Consider the following 17,721-nt stretch of genomic DNA (forward strand, 5'->3'; position numbering starts at 1 on the left):
TCACGAGGCCAAGGCCTCGGCCAGCGGGTCCAGGCCCAGCGAGCCGACCTCCAGCGCACGCCGGTGGAAGGCCCGCCGGTCGCCGCGGAACGATGAGCGGGACGCCAGCCAGACCCGCTCGCCGACCTTGTAGGTCAGCGCCTGCCCGGGCCGGCCCAGATAGCGCGCCAGCTCACCGTCCGCGTACACACCCTGGTGGCAGCGGTCCCGCAGCAGTCGCAGCGCGGCGTCCGGTGTCCACAAGGCGCCGTCGCCGGCCGGGATCGGCAGGCGCAGGTGCAGGCCGATGTCGAGTACGACCCGCGCCGCCCGCAGCAGCTGCATGAACAGGTGCCCCAGCCGGGCGCCCGGCTGCTGGTAGAGGCCGAGCTCGTCCATGAACCGCTCCGCGTAGAGGGCCCAGCCCTCGCGGCAGCCGGAGAGCCCGCCGAGCAGGTTCAGCTGCTGGCCGAGGCCGCCCTGGCAGGCTTCGTGGCCGAGCTGGAGGTGATGACCGGGAACGCCCTCGTGGTAGGCGGTGCTGTAGGCGATCCAGGTGGGGAAACTCTGCTGGCCCTCGGGGAGGAACCACCGCACGCGCCCCGGCCGGGTCAGGTCGTGTGACGGCCCGGTGTAGCCGGTGCCGCCGGAAACGGTCACCCGCGACTCGATGCGCCGCAGCGGCGCGGGGATGTCGAAGTGCGTGCCGTGCAGGTGCTCGGTGGTGGCCTCCAGCAGGTCCTGCAGCCAGGCGCCGAACGCGTCCCGGCCGTGCAGGACGCCGGGCGCGTCGGGGCGGTCGAGTCGGTCGAGCGCCGCGGGCACGCTGCCGCCCAGCGACTTGGCCTCCGCGACCAGCTCCGCCTCGATCGCGGTGAACTCGGCCCAGCCCCAGTCGTGCAGCTCGCGCAGATCCGGTTCGGCGCCCAGGAACGTCCGCACCCAGAGTGCGTACCGTTGTGGTCCGAAAGCTTCCTCGCCACGGGTCCGCGGTGCCAGGTCCGCTGTCAGCATCCCGGCAAATTTTTGGTACGCACACCGCGCGCTCAACGCCGCCGCCCGCAACGACGCCAGCTGCCGCCCGTCGCCGTAGCGCTCGACCAAGGAGACGTCCTCGTCGGCCCACTGCCGGCAGCGCTGTGTCACCGTCTCCACCTGACGCCGCGTCGGCAGGTGACCGCGGTCGGCGGCGAGTCGGAGACTGCGCGCGTACCCGTCCAGGGTGGCCGGGATCGCGGCCACACGCGCGCCGACCCGGGCCCAGCTCTCTTCGTACGATCGGCCCTCGGTGTCGCGGCCCGGCACCGCGGCCTCCACGGACTGGCGGACGACCTGGAGCGGGCCGGTGGCCGCCGCGTGCAGCTCGCGCAGGTCCTCACCGGCGTCGTGGAACGCGACCCGGGTGCGCAACCGCTCGGCGAGGTGGGCGTGCAGCGGACTGGTGGCGGGCAGCTGATCGAGCTCGCGCAGGGCGGCGGCGGCGAGATCGGCACGGGCCTGATGACCGTCCGGGCTGTAGTCGGTGAGCCCGTCAACGTCCTGCTCCCCGGCGTCGACCACCGCCGAGCAGGGGTCGAGGCGTGCCAGATCCCGAAGCAGCCGCCCCGCAAAGTCCTCGATCACGAGGCGATGCTAGTGCCTCGTTCTGAGTCTACCCATCCGCGGTTGCCGATACCGGTCCGGCGAGGTCTGTCGAGGTCTGTCGAGGTCTGTAATGAGATGCCGTCCAAGCCTGGGCGGAGTAGGCGTCTGCGACGAGGAGGCGGCGAACATCTGTGGCTCGGATCTGCACATGTACGAAGGTCGGACCGACTTCGAGGCCGGCCGCTGGTTCGGACACGAAAACCTGGGCCAGGTGGTCGAGATCGGCGCCGGCGTCGACAAGATCCGGGTGGGCGACTGGGTCGTCCTGCCGTTCAACATCTCGTGCGGACACTGCAAGAACTGCGAGCGTCAGCTCACGAACTACTGCCTGACCGCTCAGCCCGAGCCGACCATGGCCGGTGCCGCGTACGGCTTCGCAGACATGGGCCCCTACGGCGGCGGACAGGCCGAGCTGTTGCGCGTGCCCTGGGGGGACTTCAACTGCCTGCGGCTGGGGGAGGACGCCGAGCAGCGTCAGACCGACTACGTGATGCTCGCCGACATCTTCCCGACCGGCTACCACGCCACCGAGTTGGCCGGCGTGCAACCCGGCGACCAGACCGTCATTTACGGCGCGGGCCCGGTCGGGTTGATGGCCGCCCTGTCGGCGACCATCCGAGGGGCGAGCAAGGTGATGATCGTCGACCGGCACCCCGACCGGCTGCGCCTGGCCGAGTCGATCGGCGCGATCGCCATCGACGACTCCCAGGAACCGGGACGACGGCTGGACGAAGGTCGTCCTGCACCCGGCGATGGCGGGAGCGTGACAGGACCGGCGAGCTGAACGCACGCCGGCACCTGCACAAGCGGCCGGCAGCGTCCGGCGCCGGCCTGCGTCACGCGGACCGGGACGTGGCGGTCGGCGAGGAGCCGCGAGTCGACGCGACGGCCGGTGGCCCGGATCGCGAGCGTCCTGCCGTGTAACTTGTTCCTCAGTAGCGCGAGTGCTGCGGACGCGGCCGCCCTCCCGGGCCGCCGACCACCACACCTCGGAATCCGCCGCGTGGGACGACGCCTCCCGGACCACTTGGCAGGAGCGGTTGATGACCGGCAACCCGGATGTCGAGACCGCGGACGAGCGCGACGATGACCGGACGGCGATCGTGGTGGGCCTGATCGCCACCCCGCCCGACTATCCCGCGCGGGTCGCGCAGCGGCTTGCCGACGAGCTTGCCGACCTGCTCGCCCGGCGGGTGGACGACGAGGTGCGGTGGGAGGTCCGGACCGGGTGGGGTTCGGTCGCGCCGCGCCGCGACGGGGGTGTCGAGGCGCTGCTCGACGATGTGGCACGCCGTCGCGAGCAGGAGGGCTGGGAGGTGGCGATCTGCCTGACCGACCTGCCGTTTCAGACGCAGCGTGTACCGATCGTGGTGCGATCGTCGGCCGCGCGTCGTGTCGCCATGGTCTCGCTGCCCGCGCTCGGTCTCGGTCAGTGGCGGGCGGTGCGGGCGGTCGTCCCCGACCTGGTGCAGGAACTGCTCCACCGGTCCGGCACGGGTGGCGCCCCGGGACCGCTGAGAGACTTGGTGGGCGTGGTAGCGGCCATTCATCGCATCCTCGACACCAGCGACGATGGCGAGATCGGCCTTGTCGCCTCCCGCTTCCGGGGTGGGTTGCGGCTGGTGGTCGGCATGGTGCGGGCCAACCGGCCCGGCCGGGCACTGCTCGGGTTGTCGAAGCTGCTGGTGGGCGCGTTCGGTACCGCGGCCTTCGCGCTGACCACCAACACCATCTGGCAGATGGGTGAGGCGCTGGGTGCACTGCGCCTGACGACGATCATGGTGCTCGGTATCGGGTCGCTGGTCGCCTGGCTCATCGTCGCGCACGATCTCTGGGAGAAACCCGGCCGCGATACACCTCCGGAGCTGGCCCGGCTCTTCAACATCGGCACCGTGCTCACGCTCTGCCTGGCCACCACGGTGTCCTATCTGGTGCTGTTCGCCGGGACGGCGGCCGCCGCATGGCTCCTGATCCCCCCATTGGTGCTCCAGCAGTCGTTGCATCCGCCGATCGGGATCGCCGACTACCTCACGCTGGCCTGGATCGTCAGCTCATTGGCCACCATCGGCGGCGCGATCGGTTCGGGGCTGGAGCACGAGGAGACCGTCCGGGCCGCGGCGTACGGCTACCATCCCGATCCCGAAGGCTGGTTCGACGAGACCGGCAGAACCGGCCAGCCGCTCGGGAGGGAGCGGCCGGACGACCGCTGATCGCGGCCTATTGGTAGGGCGTGGCGTCAGCGGTCTTCCGGTACTTCGACGTCCCGGCGGACCGTCCGTCTGTCGCGGCACGCTCGACGTTCCCGTACTCAACGCGCGGGGGGATTCAGTCACCGCTGTGGCCGACGAAGAAGATTGCTTCGGGTGTCGCGTCCCGGTAGCCGATGACATAGGTGCCGTGCCAGCGGTCGTACAAGTCCAGTTCTCCGGTTGCTGCCACCTCGGCTACCGCATCCGTGCTCGGCGTGCGGGTTCCGAAAAGGGCGTCGAGTAGTTCACCGGGAGCCGGCGCGACCGCGAACATGTCGGGGACGTCCGACACGGAGCCCATGTCGATAACCGAATGGGTGCCTGACTCGGGCTGGATGAATCGGAGAGTATCGGGGTCGCTCGGCTCGCCGGCACGGACGGCCCGCCACAACGGCCGTGCCTCCGGTTCGGCCAGCGGCCCGGAATCGTCCACGAGCCATTCGACGAACTCGTCCTCCGTCATGGTCAATGCCTGAGGCAGATCGTCGGTGCGGTAGAAATCGCCGCTTCGGAAGGCGTCCCACCTCGCGATCTCCAGGGCGGCGGCGATGTCCGGCTGGTAGGCGACCCGGCTCACCCAGGACGAAGCTCCCACAAGATCCCCCTCGAATTCGCCACAGCCTAATGGAACGCCCGGCTGCCCCTGAGGCGTCCGGTTCTGCCGCGGATGACCTGTCCGTTCCTGATACCGGTCACGGCGAGTGCCGCGCGGACAGCAGAGCCTCGGTGCGCTCGCGCAGCCGGGCGCGAAACGCCGGGTCGTAAGCCTGGTCGAGTGCCCGCGCGGGCTGCGTGCCGTTGAAGTACCGGCCGGATACGCGGTCCAGCTCGGGGTCGACGATGAGGCGCAGCGTCGCGTGCAGTCCTTGCTCCAGCGAGTCGATGGTGCCGTAGCGGGACTCACGCACCATCGCGGTCGGCATCAGTGAGGCCGGGTGCAGGCAGTTGGCGGTGACGCCGGAATCGGCCAGTTCGTCGGCGAGATCGAATGTATGCGCGATCAGCGCAAGTTTGGACCGGCGGTACGCCTCCACCCCGGCGTACTCCTGTTCCATCATCAGGTCGTCGAGGTCGACCCGACGCTGCCCGGCCGAGGCGACATTGACAATTCGGGCGTGACCGGACTGGCGCAGGGCTGGCAGCAGCAACCGGGTCAGCAGATACGGCGCCAGGTAGTTGACCGCCAGGCGCAACTCGTGCCCGTCGCGGGACAGCTCCCGGCCAGCGCCCGGGGCGCCGAACCCCACACCGGCGTTGTTGACCAGCACGTCGATTCCGGCAGCACGCTCGGCGGTCTGAGCCGCGAGCGCGCGTACCTCGTCGAGCGACGACAGGTCGGCCCGGATCGCCACCGCGCCGGTCTCCCGGGCTACACCGGCCAACCGGTCGGCGTCGCGGCCGTGGACAACGAGATGGTGCCCGGCAGCGGCCAGCGCGCGCGCCAGGGCGCGCCCCAGCCCATCCGAGGCGCCGGTGATCAAAATGTTCGTCACGGTGCCAGTCTGCCCTGACCAGTACACCTAGTCAGGGGCCGGATCTGCAGCAGGTATTCCTCCAGCCCGGCGTAGGTCGGCCTCGTCGGCTTCCCACAGGGCCTGGACGACTGCGGCGGTCTGGTCGCGTCCGCGGTGCCAGGCCGTGACCCGGTACGCGAGGTTGATGGTTCCCTTGACCTTCGGTCAGGCCGGTGGAGGTGACGACCGGTGCGATGGTGTCGGCCGCCAAGGCAGGCGCCGGGCCCCAAGCGATCGGCGTTCCGATGAGCGTCGCTGCTGTGAACAGATGAACCGTGCCCATGTTGTACGGCCCCCATGGCGTGTTTGCGGGCCTGACGATACGCAACTTGATCATCTTCTGTCGATCCCGGATCGGGCGGTGTGGAGAGCTGTCGTGAGCGGACTCTGTCCGGCCGGAACAAGCCGCCACTGAACGATCAAGGCGCGCCGTTGTTCTGGCCGTGGCGGTCAGTGGTATTCGCGTTTACCGAGGAGTTGGGCCAGGCTCCAGATGGACTCGGCTCGGCGGGTGGCTACGGTGATCGCACGCTGCGGATCGGTGGGCAGATGAGCCGAGATCACCCGGCTCGACAGGTTGGTCAAAGGGCTCTCGGATTCCGGGCGGGACTCAGGCACGATCACGCCCAGGTATGGGCGACGGAGAGTTCTCGGCGCGATGATCGAGAGCATTCTGCTCAGGTGGGCCCGCTGGGCAACGATCGCTACCGGCCGAGAGTCGCCGAAATGACCTTCGTGCTCGGAGCGGAGCAGGTTCGTAACCGTGTCCACGGAATGGCGCTCTACCCGTATGAGTTCGGGCGGAATGCCGAAGCCGGCCAGGTTGCGCCGCATCGCGTCGGCCTCCGGCAGACCCTGGAAGAACTCACCCGGGGCGTCTTCTGTGGTCCATCGTCGGCCCTTGTTGTCCACCGGGGAACGGTAGCCAGAACAGACTACGCGGCCCCCGCGTTCGCCGACCGCATCGCGGTACAGGAAAGCGGCGACCTCGACCCGTGCGGCACTCAATGAGGTCAAGCCGTCTCCAGCGGCGTTCCGGCCGCGGCCGGGGATCAGGACATGAGCGACCTCGTCGAGAGTGAGACCCGGTGTGCCGGGCAGGATCTCGAAGGTCACCGGTCCGTCAGGGCGTGGGCTGGTCGGGTGCATCCGTCGAGGGTAAGCCTGACCTCCGTGCAAGATCTTATGAGCCGGGACGAGGGCTACCGATCATTCGTGTCAACGAGCGAGAGTTGGGCGCGCAGGCGGCGGTGGCGGAACTCGAAATAGTTGCCGCTGCGGCGCAACAGACCGCCTGAGTGGCAGGCATGCAGGAAGTCCGGCATCCTCCAGGGCAGGCGACCCCGTACCGACAGCCACAGCAGCGCGCAGATGTACCGCGTCCAAGTGTTCCAGCAGAGTAGGGTGATCATCACTGCGATCGGCACGGCGACAAGCCCGGAAAGCGCGACAGGCGGCAGCCAGAACCACCAATAGATCAGGTAGCCGAGCGTGAACAGGACGAGTGCCAGTTTCGCCATTCCGCCGCCGCTGCGACGGTCGTTACTGATGGCGAGCACCGGATCTCCGGCCCGTGCGCCGGTGCCACTGTCCAGTTTCGTGTCCTGACGCAGCCATACGGCAGCGACCCGGCCTCCGAGGATGCCGGCAAGCGTGGCCAGACCAGTCGCCATGGCGAGGCCCGCCCAGAACGAGGCGACCGGCTGACCCCAGCGCCATCCGGCACCGACGAGCACCGCGGTGCCGTACGTGATGGAAGCGAGCAGGACGCCTTTGGCGAGGGACCGGATGTGCTCGCCGGCGGAGCCGTCGGTCGGGCGGCCTGCGGCCAATGACCGGATTACGTACCCGTGCCGGCGTGGATCGTCGCCGCCCGCGGCTCGTCCGCTGGAGTAGCCGCGGGCGAAGGTGTATCCGAAGAACAGACCGGTGAGCAGAAGGTAGAAGACCGGCGCTGCCACTGCGGGGACCGTCCGGGCGAACCATCCGAAGAATGCGCCGGCGAGCACGGACAGGGTCAGCCCGGCGGCGCGGGCCGGCGTGTATCGCGGGAGCTCCCAGAAAGCGACGATGTTGCGGTCGGCGTGAACGGCGAGGAAACGGAGCCAGCGCCGGGCGTCGCGGCGGGTGAAGGTCCTCGCCGGGGAGCCGTCGTGTGGGTTGGCGTCCTGTTTGTCGAAGACCGCGTCGACCAGGCGGCTGAGCAGATGTTCTTCAAGCTGCTCCGGTGTGGTGAACAGGGCCACCAGGTCAGCCGGGTCTCGCGGCGCGACGTAGATGCTTTTGGCGAGCCAGGCCATCAGCGGAGAGGAGAGCGCTACGCTCACCGGCGAAGTCGGGTCGGTCGTCATCCGCTCCGCGACCACATGCCAGCCGGCGATGGTCTCGGGCGGAGCGTCTTCCAATAGGTAGCGACCAACCTCGGCGGCCCCGACCGCGGTCAGGGTGATCACCGCGGCCCGGTCCAGCGCCGCCTCTGGCGACGCCGCGCCCCCATGTGGCGGGATGCTGGTCAGCACCGCGGGTAGATGCTTGGCGTTGAGATAGTGCCGAATAGCGGCGGCTGCCCTGTCGCGGAAGCCTGGATCGATCTCGTCGAAGCCATCGAAAACTGGAAGGATCTTGCTGTCGGCGAGTGACCAGGTGGCGACGTCGCCTTCTTCCCTCCCGTGTAGCAGGCCGGTTCGGAGGTGGTCGGCAAGCCAGTCCTTGAGGCTCACTCTGGCGACATCCCAGGCGGTGAGGGGAAAGAGCACCACCTGCCGGTCGGTGCGCTCGCCGATCAGTTGGACCAACTGGCTGGCCAGTGTGGTCTTGCCGGACTGAGAGGCGCCGAGAATCAGCAACCGGCCGCCCTCGGCGACGAAGCAGGAGAGGTCGTTCTCGTCGACCAAGGCAGGCGCATCCGGGTGTTCCCAAGGGACGATCAGTGCCCCGAGCGGGGTCAGTGAGGTGACCTGCTCGGCGGCTACTTCGACGCCCATCGATCGAAGGTGGTCGAGCGCCTGTTCATAGACACTGGGTGCGATGTTGAAGGTGTTGTTGTTCTGCTCGTTGTTGTCGCCGATCTGAGTGGGATACACGTGCGCCGCCCTCCACGGACCCCGCCGGGAGACAGAATTTAACCCATCGAGGGCACAGTGGACCATGGCTGTTCGGGTGTCGGCTTACACCGTCAGGGCACCGAGACCACGGTGAGGTGCTAGCGGACGAGGCGTAGCGCGGCGGCGGCGACCGTCTCCTGCAGGGACTCGGCGTCCGGCGGGGTGGGCAGGTCGCGGCGCATGCCGATGACGCTTTCCACCAGGCCGAAGACCAGGTCGCCGAGCACTGCCGGGCCGTTCGTGGACGAGGCCGCGGTCAAGCGACGGTACGCCGTTCGCAGCTCCTCGCGTTCGCGCCGGAACAGGGCGAACGGCTCGGACGCGATCTCCGGCAGCGCATACAGGATGCCGATGTTCCAGCGGGCGCCGAGCAGCACCCCGACGTCGTAGCGGACCAGGGCGTGCAACGCGTCCGCCGGCGGGAGGCCCTGGGCGGCCAGCTCCGCGGCGAACGCCAGCGACGGGCGGACCGTGGCCTCCAGCAGCTCGGCCAGGATCTGTTCCTTGGTGTTGAAGTGGTAGTACAGCGACGCCTGCCGGATGCCGACCCGCTCGGCGATCAGGCGGGTCGAGGTGGCCGCGTAGCCGCGCTGGGCGAACAGCTCGGCGGCGGCGTCGAGGATCTCCTCGCGGGCCGTCGCGGCCGGCAGGCGGCGGGCGCCGGAACGGGGTCGTCCGACAGAAGGGGCGGAGCTCACCGGTCCATCGTTCCACGCGCCCGGGCGACCGCCGGATCCGCCGGGGCGGGGCGGCCCGTGGGTCACGGTGCGCCGGGCCACCCGCGGCCGGAGCGGCCGTAACGCTGGCGACACACCCGGCAATCCAAGGTTTACCACCGAGAAACCGTCGTCGATGCCCACTCCCGGAATCTGTCAACTGACAGAAATTGACGGGCGGCAGGTCAGCCGCCCTGTCCATAGGAGGCGGCATGTCCCTCGCTCCTGCCCCGCCCGACGCGAACGACACCGCCGACGCCGCCGATCTGCGCGGCTTCGGGTACGAGCCGCAGCTGCGCCGCAGCATCGGTAGTTACGCCAGCTTCGCGGCCGGGTTCTCGTTCGTCTCGATCCTCACCACGGTCTTCCAGCTCTTCGCGTTCGGGTTCTCGTTCGGCGGGCCGGCGTTCTTCTGGACCTGGCCACTGGTCTTCGCCGGGCAGTTCATGGTCGCGCTGACCTTCGCCGAGCTGGCCGCCCGCTATCCGATCTCGGGCTGCATCTACCAGTGGTCGCGGCGGCTCGGCAACGCCACGGTGGGCTGGTTCGCCGGCTGGGTCATGATCATCGCGCAGATCGCCACGGTGGCGGCGGCCGCGATCGCGCTGCAGGTGGTGCTGCCGTCGATCTGGTCCGGGTTCCAGCTGGTCGGCGGGGATCCGTCGCTCACCTCGACGACCGGCGCCACCAACGCGGTCATCCTCGGCACCGCGCTGATCGCGGTCACCACGATCATCAACATCATCGGCGTACGGCTGATGTCGATCGTGAACAGCATCGGCGTGACGCTGGAGATCATCGGGGTGGCCGCGGTGGTCGTGCTGCTGCTGACCCACGCGGAACGCGGCCCGGGCGTCGTCTTCGACACCGGCGGGACCGGCGAGGGGCTCGGCTACGTCGGCCCGTTCCTGGTGTCGGCGCTGATGGCGGCGTACGTCGTGGTCGGCTTCGACAGTGCGGGTGAGCTCAGCGAGGAGACCCGCGATCCGCGCCACACCGCGCCCCGCACGATCCTGCGGGCGCTCGCGGCGGCCGGTATCGGCGGCGGGCTGATGCTGATCGCCGCACTCATGGCGGCCCCGTCGCTCACCGACGGCCGGTTGGCCACCGAGGGCCTTCCGTACGTCCTGACGAGTCGCCTCGGCGAGACCGGCGGGCGCATCCTGCTCGTCGACGTGGCCATCGCGATCGCGGTGTGCACGCTCGCCATCCAGACGGCCGGCAGCCGGATGGTGTTCTCGATGGCGCGCGACAACGTGCTGCCGTTCTCCGGTGCGCTGCGCCGGGTGTCCCCGCGCACCGGCACCCCGGTCCTGCCGGCGATCGTGGTCGGGGTCGGCGCGGCCGGCGTGCTGCTGGTCAACATCGGTCAGGCCGCGCTGTTCACCGCGATCACCAGTGTCTGCATCGTGATGCTCTACATCGCGTACGCCCTGGTCACCATCCCCCTGCTGCTCCGCCGGTTGAAGGGCTGGCCGCGCGGCGAGCAGGAGACGCTCACCGAGCGCGGCGGGCGGCTGTTCTCGCTCGGCCGGTTCGGACTTGTCGTCAACGTGCTGGCCGTGGTCTACGGCATCGGCATGATCGTCAACCTGGGCTGGCCCCGCCCGGAGGTGTACGACCCGGCCGGCGGCCACTGGTACCTGCACTACTTCTCGCTGCTGTTCGTCGGCGCGGCCCTGCTCGCCGGCGGCCTGGCCTACCTGCGCTACCGCACCCGGGCGATGTCCCTGCACCTGGCACTGCCCACGCCGGTGGTCCCGGAGGGGGAAACCGCATGAGCACGGCCACCACGGCCGGCGCCCGTGAGCACGCCCGCGCCCAGGACGGCACCGTCGTCGAGTGCATGCCGACCGTACCGGCGGCGACCGCCGGCGACGGCGTGACCTGGGCCGAGACGATCCCGGGCGGTGGCTACGCCAGCAAGCGCCTGGCCCGCGGTACCACGCTGCGGCTGACCGACCTCTACGGCGACGCCTGCGTCTCGGTCCTGCTCTTCAACGCGGACGAACCGTGGGAGCGGCTCAACGTCGCCGACACCGTGAAGGTGCTCTGGCAGGCCTACGTCGGCGCGGGGCACCTGCTCCTCTCCGACCAGGGCCGGGTGCTCGCCTCGGTCACCGCCGGGGCGGGCGACCGCTCGGACAGTTTCTGCGGCACGTCCACGGCGACGAGCAACACCACACGGTACGGCGACGGCACCCCGCACGGCCCCACCCCGGCGGGCCGGGAGCTGTTCACCCTGGCCGCCGCGAAGCACGGGCTGACCCGCCGGGACCTGCCGCCGAGCATCTCGTTCTTCCAGGGGCTGCGCGTCGGCGAGGACGGCGGGTTCACCTGGCTGGGCTCGGCGGGCGCCGGGGCGGTGGTGGAGCTGCGCGCCGAGATGCCGGTGACGGTGCTGCTCGTGAACGTTCCGCACCCGCTCGATCCGCGTGACGCGTACACCTGCTCGGCTCTGCGGGTGGAAGCCGTGCGCGGAACGGCGACCGCGCCCACCGATCCGCTCTGGACCCGGTCGCCGGAAGGCGAACGCGCGTTCCGCAACACCGCGGACTACCTGGAGGCAAGGGGCATGCCGTGCTGACCGACAAGACCGTGCTGGACGAGCAGGTGGACGCGCGGGCGCCGTGGTCGGCGATCGTGCGGGCCGGGCAGGTGCTGGACATCGTCGACCTCAAGGGCAATCAGGCGGTCGACTGCCTGCTCTACAACGCCGACGACACCAGCGAGCGGTACTCCGCGCCGGACACCGTCGCGGCGCAGGGCAACATCTTCCTGACCGCCGGCAGCGTGCTGCGCTCCAGCGAGGGACGGCCGCTGATGACCGTGGTCGCCGACGAGGTCGGCCGGCACGACACGGTCGGCGGGGCGTGCAGCCGCGAGTCGAACACCCTGCGGTACGGCCAGCACACCAAGCACCAGCACGCCTGCGTGGAGAACTTCCTGATCGAGGGCAGTCGCTGGGGCCTGGGCAAACGCGACCTGGTCAGCAACATCAACTGGTACATGAACGTGCCGGTCGACCCGGACGGCAGCCTCGGCATCGTGGACGGGATCTCCGCGCCGGGCCTGCGGATCTCGCTGCGCGCCGAGAGGGACGTGCTGGTGCTGATCTCGAACTGCCCGCAGATCAACAACCCGTGCAACGGCTTCGACCCGACACCGGTCCGCATGATCATTACGGGGGACTGAGAAGATGTTCGACACCCTGCTGGTCGCCAACCGCGGTGAGATCGCGTGCCGGATCATCCGCACCGCCGCGCGGATGGGACTCAAGACCGTGGCCGTGTTCTCGGACGCGGACCGCGCCGCACCGCACGTGCGGATGGCCGACGTGGCGGTGCGGCTCGGGCCGGCGCCGGCCCGCGACAGCTACCTGCGGGTGGACCGGGTGCTCGACGCGGCGCTGTCCACCGGCGCCGGCGCCGTGCACCCGGGTTACGGGTTCCTGTCCGAGGACGCCGGGTTCGCCACCGCCGTCGAACAGGCCGGACTGCTGTTCGTCGGGCCGACACCCGCGCAGCTGACCGCGTTCGGGGCCAAGCACACGGCGCGGGCCCTGGCCGCCGACGCCGGGGTGCCGATGATCGAGGGGACCGGGCTGCTGTCCGGTCTCGATCAGGCCTTGGCCGAGGCGGAGCGGATCGGCTACCCGGTCATGGTCAAGGCGACCGGCGGTGGTGGCGGCATCGGGATGCAGGCCTGCGCCGATCAAGCAGCGTTGATCGAGGCCTACGACCGGGTCGAGCGCCTGGCCGTGGCCAGCTTCGGCAGCGGCGGGGTGTTCCTGGAGCGTTTCGTGCAGCGCGCCCGCCACGTCGAGGTGCAGGTCTTCGGGGACGGCGCCGGTCGGGTCGTGGCACTCGGCGACCGGGACTGCAGCCTGCAACGCCGCAACCAGAAGGTGATCGAGGAGGCGCCCGCGCCCGGCCTCCCGGCGTCGCTCCGCGATCAGCTTCAGGCAAAAGCGGTCGCGCTCTGCGAGTCGGTGCGGTACCGGTCGGCGGGCACTGTCGAGTTCGTCTACGACGCGGAGCGGGAGCAGGCCTCGTTCCTCGAGGTGAACGCGCGGCTGCAGGTCGAGCACCCGGTGACCGAGGAGATCTTCGGGATCGACCTGGTCGAGTGGATGCTGCGGCTGGCCGGCGGTGACTCCGGGTTCCTTGACACGCCACTGACGGCGGCCGGGGTGGCCGTCGAGGCGCGCGTCTATGCGGAGGATCCGACGCTGGGCCACCGCCCGAGCGCCGGCCTGATCACCAACGCCGAGTTCCCGGCCGAGCCGCGAGCCGACGTCGAGTCTCCGGCGGAGGTGCGCGTCGACGGCTGGGTCGAGGCCGGCACCGAGGTGTCCACGGCGTACGACCCGATGCTCGCCAAAATCATCGTGGCCGCTCCGACGCGCGCTCTCGCGTACCGGAAATTGGGCGAAGCCCTGAGGACCACCCGCATCGACGGCATCGAGACCAACCTCGGTCTTCTCCGGGCCGCGGCAGCGGACCCGCAGGTCCTGGCGGCGACCCACTCGACCGCGACCCTCGCCGGAGTCCACGACGAGGAACCCCGGATCGTGGTGGAGCGGCCCGGCACGATGACCACCGTGCAGGACTGGCCGGGGCGGGTCGGGCTGTGGGAGGTCGGGGTGCCGCCGAGCGGGCCGATGGACGACCTGTCGTTCCGGCTGGGGAACCGGGCGCTCGGCAACGACGAGGGCGCACCCGGGTTGGAGTGCACGGTTGACGGTCCGGTGCTGCGGTTCAGTGCGGAAACCACGGTGTGCGTGACCGGGGCGGCCGTGCCGGTGACCGTGGACGGGATGCGGGTGGCGCGGTGGGAGCCGGTCGTCGTGCCCGCCGGGGGAGTGCTCGAGGTGGGGAAGGCGGTCGACGGCGGGCTGCGGGCCTATGTCCTGTTCGCCGGCGGGCTGGATGTGCCGTCCTACCTGGGCAGCGCGGCGACGTTCACGCTCGGACAGTTCGGCGGGCACGGCGGGCGGGCGCTGCGGGTCGGCGACGTGCTCCGGACCGTGGCGTCAGAAAACGTCGGCGACGTGCTCCGGACCGCGACCCGGTTGCGGGTATCGGCTGGCTCTCAGGGGTGTCTCAGCACCGCTGAGACACCCCTGAGGCCCAGCCAGGGTCGAGACGAGCGGCCGGTCATCCGCCGCGACTGGCAGATCCGGGTCACCGAGGGGCCGCACGCCGCCCCGGAATTCTTCCTCCGCGAGGACCTCGACGCGTTCTACGCCGCGCAGTGGGAGGTGCACTTCAACTCGGCGCGCACCGGCGTCCGCCTGATCGGCCCGAAACCGCGCTGGGCGCGCGCCGACGGCGGCGAGGCAGGCCTGCACCCGTCCAACATCCACGACACCCCCTACTCGGTCGGCGCGATCGACTTCACCGGTGACGTGCCGATCCTGCTCGGCCCGGACGGACCCAGCCTCGGCGGTTTCGTCTGCCCGGCCACCGTGATCACATCCGAGCGCTGGAAGCTCGGTCAGCTCACCCCGGGTGACACCGTGCGGTTCGTACCGGTGTCCGACATCGATTTCACCCCGCTGATCCGCGTGGTCGACGACGGCATCCTGGCCCGCGACGACGAGGTCACCTACCGGCGTTCCGGCGACGACAACCTGCTCGTCGAGTACGGCCCGATGACCCTCGACCTGGGCCTGCGGATGCGCGCGCACGCCCTGCAGGACCGGTTGCGCGCCGAGGGCCTGCCCGGCGTCGTCGACCTCACCCCGGGCATCCGCTCGCTGCAGATCCACGTCGACCCGGCGGTGCTGCCGGTGCGAACCCTGCTCGACGTGGTCCGGTCGCTGGAACTGCCGGACAGCCTCGAGGTGCCCAGCCGGGTCGTGCACCTGCCGCTGTCCTGGGACGACCCGGCGACCCGGGAAGCGATCGCGCGGTACATGGCCGGGGTCCGCGACGACGCGCCCTGGTGCCCGTGGAACATCGAGTTCATCCGCCGGGTGAACGGCCTCGACAGCGTCGACGACGTGTACCGGACCGTTTTCGACGCCAGCTATCTGGTGCTCGGGCTCGGCGATGTCTACCTGGGTGCACCGGTGGCCACCCCGCTCGATCCGCGCCATCGCCTGGTGACCACCAAGTACAACCCGGCGCGCACCTGGACGCCGGAGAACGCGGTCGGGATCGGCGGCGCGTACCTGTGCGTCTACGGCATGGAGGGGCCGGGCGGGTACCAGTTCGTCGGCCGTACCGTGCAGGTGTGGTCGCGGTGGCAGCGCGAGACGCCGTACCTGCTGCGGCACTTCGACCGGATCCAGTGGTACCCGGTCGGCGCCGAGGAACTGCTCGACCTGCGGGCCGACATGGCCGCCGGGCGGCACCGGCTGCGGATCGAGGACGGCACGTTCCGGCTCGCCGACCACGAGCGGTTCCTGACCGAGAATGCCCCGTCGATCGCGGAGTTCCAGACCCGGCAGGCGGCCGCTTTCGGTCAGGAGCGCGCGGACTGGGCGGCGGCCGGGGAGTTCGACCCGCGGCCGGAGCCCGCCACGCCACCGCCGGCCGGTGAGGTGACCGTGCCGGAGGGCGGGACGCTGGTCGAGGCGCCGTTCACGTCCAGCGTGTGGCGCCTCGACGTGCGGCCCGGCGACACCGTCGTGGCCGGGCAGCCGCTGCTCGCCCTGGAGGCGATGAAGCTCGAGACCGTCGTCACCGCGCCCGCCGCCGGGGTGGTCGCGCAGATTCTGGTCAGCCCCGGTGCGCAGGTCGCGCCCGGGAGTCCCCTCGTCGTTCTCGCCGGAAGGGCATCTTGATGACTCCACAGGACCGTGTCCGGGCCGCTTTCGATCAGCTCGCCCTCGAGGAGCGGCCGGAGGCATGGATCACGCTGCGCTCTCTCGAGGCGGTGCTCGCGGACGCCGTCGTGGTCGAGGCCCGCCTCGCGGCGGGCGAGGAGCTGCCACTCGCCGGGAGGTTGGTGGCGGTCAAGGACAACATCGACGTTGCGGAGCTGCCGACGACGGCCGCCTGCCCATCGTACGAATATCAGCCCCTGATCTCCGCCCCCGCCGTGCAACGGCTCGTCGACGCGGGGGCGATCGTGCTCGGCAAGACCAATCTGGATCAGTTCGCGACCGGTCTGGTCGGCACCCGCAGCCCGTACGGCGCGGTCCGCGACGTGCGGGACCCGTCGCGGGTGTCCGGCGGCTCCAGCTCCGGGTCCGCCGTCGTGGTGGCGCTGGGCATCGTGGACCTGGCGCTGGGCACCGACACGGCCGGCTCCGGGCGGGTCCCGGCCGCGTTCCAGCAGATCGTCGGGATCAAACCGTCGCTCGGGCTGGTGCCGACCACCGGCGTCGTGCCGGCCTGCCGCAGCCTCGACTGTGTGACGATCTTCGCCCGGACGCTGGCCGAGGGCCGCCAGGCGATCGCGATCATGGCCGATCCGGTGTGGCCGGCCGACGCCCCGCTGGCCGCGCCGCCGCACCCGATCGTCGCGGTGCCGGACCGCTCCGAGTTGACCGGGATGTCACCGGACTGGCTCGACGCCTTCGAGCAGGCGGCGAAAACCCTGGAAACCGCCGGGGCACGGTTGCGCCCGATCCGTCTCGGACCGTTTCTGGCCGCGGCCAAGCTGTTGTACGAGGGCGGCTTCGTCGCGGAGCGCTACGCGGCGGTCGGCGCGTTCCTGGACACCGCACCGGCCGATGTCGATCCGGTCGTCGGCGCGATCATCACGGGGGCCCGGGACATCCCCGCGCATGTGCTGGTCGCCGACACCGAGCGCCTCGAAACGCTGCGCCGCGAGGCGATGGCCGAGTGGGGTGACGCCGACGCGCTGCTGCTGCCGACCGCGCCGATCCACCCGACGATCGCCGAGGTGGCCGCGGACCCGGTCGGGGTGAACGCGCGGGTCGGCACGTACACGAACTTCTGCAACCTGTTCGACCTGGCCGCCGTCGCCGTGCCGGCCGGGATCGGGGTGCAGGTGATCACGCGCGGGTTCGCCGACGCGGTGGCCCTGGACATCGCCGCGATGCTGACCGGGGTGCCGTCACCCGGCGGCTACGCCGGCGGGCTGCCGCTGCTCGTGGTCGGCGCGCACCTGAGCGGCCAGCCGCTCAACCACCAGCTCACCTCGGCCGGCGCGCGCCTGATCGGCCGGGTCGACACCGCCCCGGAGTACCGGCTCTACGCGCTGCCCAGCACCCCGCCGAAGCCCGGCCTGGTGCGGGTTGCCGAGGGTGGCGCGGCGGTCGAGGGGGAGCTGTGGGAGCTACCGCCGGCCGCGCTGGGGCCGTTCCTGGCCGCGCTGCCGTCACCGATGGTGCTGGGCAAGGTCGGCCTCGCCGACGGCACCTCGGTCACCGGCTTTCTCTGCGAGACGAGCGCGGTCGCCGGCGCCCCCGACATCACCGGGTACGGCGGTTGGCGCAGCTATCGGGCATCGCGGTGAGGCACCGAATACGCAGATTGCGGTAATCCGACACGCCGGAATGGGCCTCCGTCGTGTCATCGCCTTGTTCTTCCCCGCC

Annotated in this window: 13 protein-coding genes; 7 read left to right on the forward strand and 6 right to left on the reverse strand. The window is 70.6% G+C overall.

From position 1 onward, the window contains the following. Positions 1 to 1,602: a DUF885 domain-containing protein gene (locus Apa02nite_RS39565; protein WP_203829629.1), complete on the reverse strand. Its 1,602-nt coding sequence runs from the start codon at positions 1,600 to 1,602 to the stop codon at positions 1 to 3. 91 nt (positions 1,603 to 1,693) lie between these two features. On the opposite strand from Apa02nite_RS39565, the gene Apa02nite_RS39570 reads away from it, so the two are divergent. Beyond that, positions 1,694 to 2,407, forward strand: coding sequence for an alcohol dehydrogenase catalytic domain-containing protein (locus Apa02nite_RS39570; protein ID WP_275412874.1), 714 nt, complete (start codon positions 1,694 to 1,696; stop codon positions 2,405 to 2,407). Between the two features lie 259 nt (positions 2,408 to 2,666). Next, positions 2,667 to 3,833, forward strand: a complete 1,167-nt coding sequence (locus Apa02nite_RS39575) for a hypothetical protein (protein WP_203829630.1) — start codon at positions 2,667 to 2,669, stop codon at positions 3,831 to 3,833. Between the two features lie 115 nt (positions 3,834 to 3,948). Here the strand turns inward: Apa02nite_RS39575 and Apa02nite_RS39580 are convergent, their stop codons facing one another. The 5 genes from Apa02nite_RS39580 to Apa02nite_RS39600 all read right to left on the reverse strand — a co-directional run bounded on the left by Apa02nite_RS39580 (position 3,949) and on the right by Apa02nite_RS39600 (position 9,188). Continuing rightward, positions 3,949 to 4,449, reverse strand: a complete 501-nt coding sequence (locus Apa02nite_RS39580) for a hypothetical protein (RefSeq protein ID WP_203829631.1) — start codon at positions 4,447 to 4,449, stop codon at positions 3,949 to 3,951. Between the two features lie 115 nt (positions 4,450 to 4,564). After that, positions 4,565 to 5,365 carry an SDR family NAD(P)-dependent oxidoreductase gene (locus Apa02nite_RS39585; RefSeq protein ID WP_203829632.1) on the reverse strand — a complete coding sequence of 267 codons (801 nt, stop codon included), beginning with the start codon at positions 5,363 to 5,365 and terminating at the stop codon, positions 4,565 to 4,567. A 471-nt stretch (positions 5,366 to 5,836) separates the two neighbouring features. Beyond that, positions 5,837 to 6,535, reverse strand: coding sequence for a YdcF family protein (locus tag Apa02nite_RS39590; protein WP_203829633.1), 699 nt, complete (start codon positions 6,533 to 6,535; stop codon positions 5,837 to 5,839). 53 nt (positions 6,536 to 6,588) lie between these two features. Beyond that, a complete protein-coding gene (locus tag Apa02nite_RS39595) occupies positions 6,589 to 8,469 on the reverse strand; it encodes an NACHT domain-containing protein (protein WP_203829634.1) in 1,881 nt (626 codons plus the stop codon). A gap of 119 nt (positions 8,470 to 8,588) precedes the next feature. Further along, positions 8,589 to 9,188 (reverse strand): TetR/AcrR family transcriptional regulator, encoded by a 600-nt coding sequence (locus Apa02nite_RS39600; RefSeq protein WP_203829635.1) that lies wholly within the window; start codon positions 9,186 to 9,188, stop codon positions 8,589 to 8,591. Between the two features lie 230 nt (positions 9,189 to 9,418). Between Apa02nite_RS39600 and Apa02nite_RS39605 the strand changes: the two genes are divergently transcribed. From Apa02nite_RS39605 to atzF, 5 genes are read left to right on the forward strand one after another with little or no spacing between them, the layout of a single operon-like run. Next, positions 9,419 to 10,987, forward strand: a complete 1,569-nt coding sequence (locus Apa02nite_RS39605; protein ID WP_203829636.1) for an amino acid permease — start codon at positions 9,419 to 9,421, stop codon at positions 10,985 to 10,987. Beyond that, positions 10,984 to 11,793, forward strand: a complete 810-nt coding sequence (locus tag Apa02nite_RS39610; protein WP_067692271.1) for an urea amidolyase associated protein UAAP1 — start codon at positions 10,984 to 10,986, stop codon at positions 11,791 to 11,793. The genes Apa02nite_RS39605 and Apa02nite_RS39610 overlap by 4 nt, the downstream gene beginning before the upstream one ends. Continuing rightward, a complete protein-coding gene (locus Apa02nite_RS39615) occupies positions 11,787 to 12,401 on the forward strand; it encodes an urea amidolyase associated protein UAAP2 (RefSeq protein WP_239164861.1) in 615 nt (204 codons plus the stop codon). Before Apa02nite_RS39610 ends, Apa02nite_RS39615 begins: the two co-directional genes overlap by 7 nt. A gap of 4 nt (positions 12,402 to 12,405) precedes the next feature. Beyond that, the gene (locus Apa02nite_RS39620) at positions 12,406 to 15,999 is read left to right on the forward strand and encodes a 5-oxoprolinase/urea amidolyase family protein (protein ID WP_203829637.1); all 3,594 of its coding nucleotides are present in this window, start codon (positions 12,406 to 12,408) and stop codon (positions 15,997 to 15,999) included. Next, positions 15,999 to 17,642: an allophanate hydrolase gene (gene atzF / locus Apa02nite_RS39625; RefSeq protein WP_203829638.1), complete on the forward strand. Its 1,644-nt coding sequence runs from the start codon at positions 15,999 to 16,001 to the stop codon at positions 17,640 to 17,642. The genes Apa02nite_RS39620 and atzF overlap by 1 nt, the downstream gene beginning before the upstream one ends. Positions 17,643 to 17,721 lie beyond the last annotated feature (79 nt).

It is taken from the genome of Actinoplanes palleronii (genome assembly GCF_016862315.1).
GTDB classification, from domain to species: domain Bacteria; phylum Actinomycetota; class Actinomycetes; order Mycobacteriales; family Micromonosporaceae; genus Actinoplanes; species Actinoplanes palleronii.

What these genes read in the sequence shown, in the direction of transcription:
- Apa02nite_RS39605 (WP_203829636.1), top strand. Translation starts at nt 9,419, where the DNA reads ATGTCCCTCGCTCCTGCCCCGCCCGACGCGAACGACACCGCCGACGCC.
- Apa02nite_RS39610 (WP_067692271.1), top strand. Translation starts at nt 10,984, where the DNA reads ATGAGCACGGCCACCACGGCCGGCGCCCGTGAGCACGCCCGCGCCCAG.
- Apa02nite_RS39575 (WP_203829630.1), top strand. Translation starts at nt 2,667, where the DNA reads ATGACCGGCAACCCGGATGTCGAGACCGCGGACGAGCGCGACGATGAC.
- Apa02nite_RS39570 (WP_275412874.1), top strand. Translation starts at nt 1,694, where the DNA reads ATGAGATGCCGTCCAAGCCTGGGCGGAGTAGGCGTCTGCGACGAGGAG.
- Apa02nite_RS39590 (WP_203829633.1), bottom strand. Translation starts at nt 6,535, where the DNA reads ATGCACCCGACCAGCCCACGCCCTGACGGACCGGTGACCTTCGAGATC.
- atzF (WP_203829638.1), top strand. Translation starts at nt 15,999, where the DNA reads ATGACTCCACAGGACCGTGTCCGGGCCGCTTTCGATCAGCTCGCCCTC.
- Apa02nite_RS39620 (WP_203829637.1), top strand. Translation starts at nt 12,406, where the DNA reads ATGTTCGACACCCTGCTGGTCGCCAACCGCGGTGAGATCGCGTGCCGG.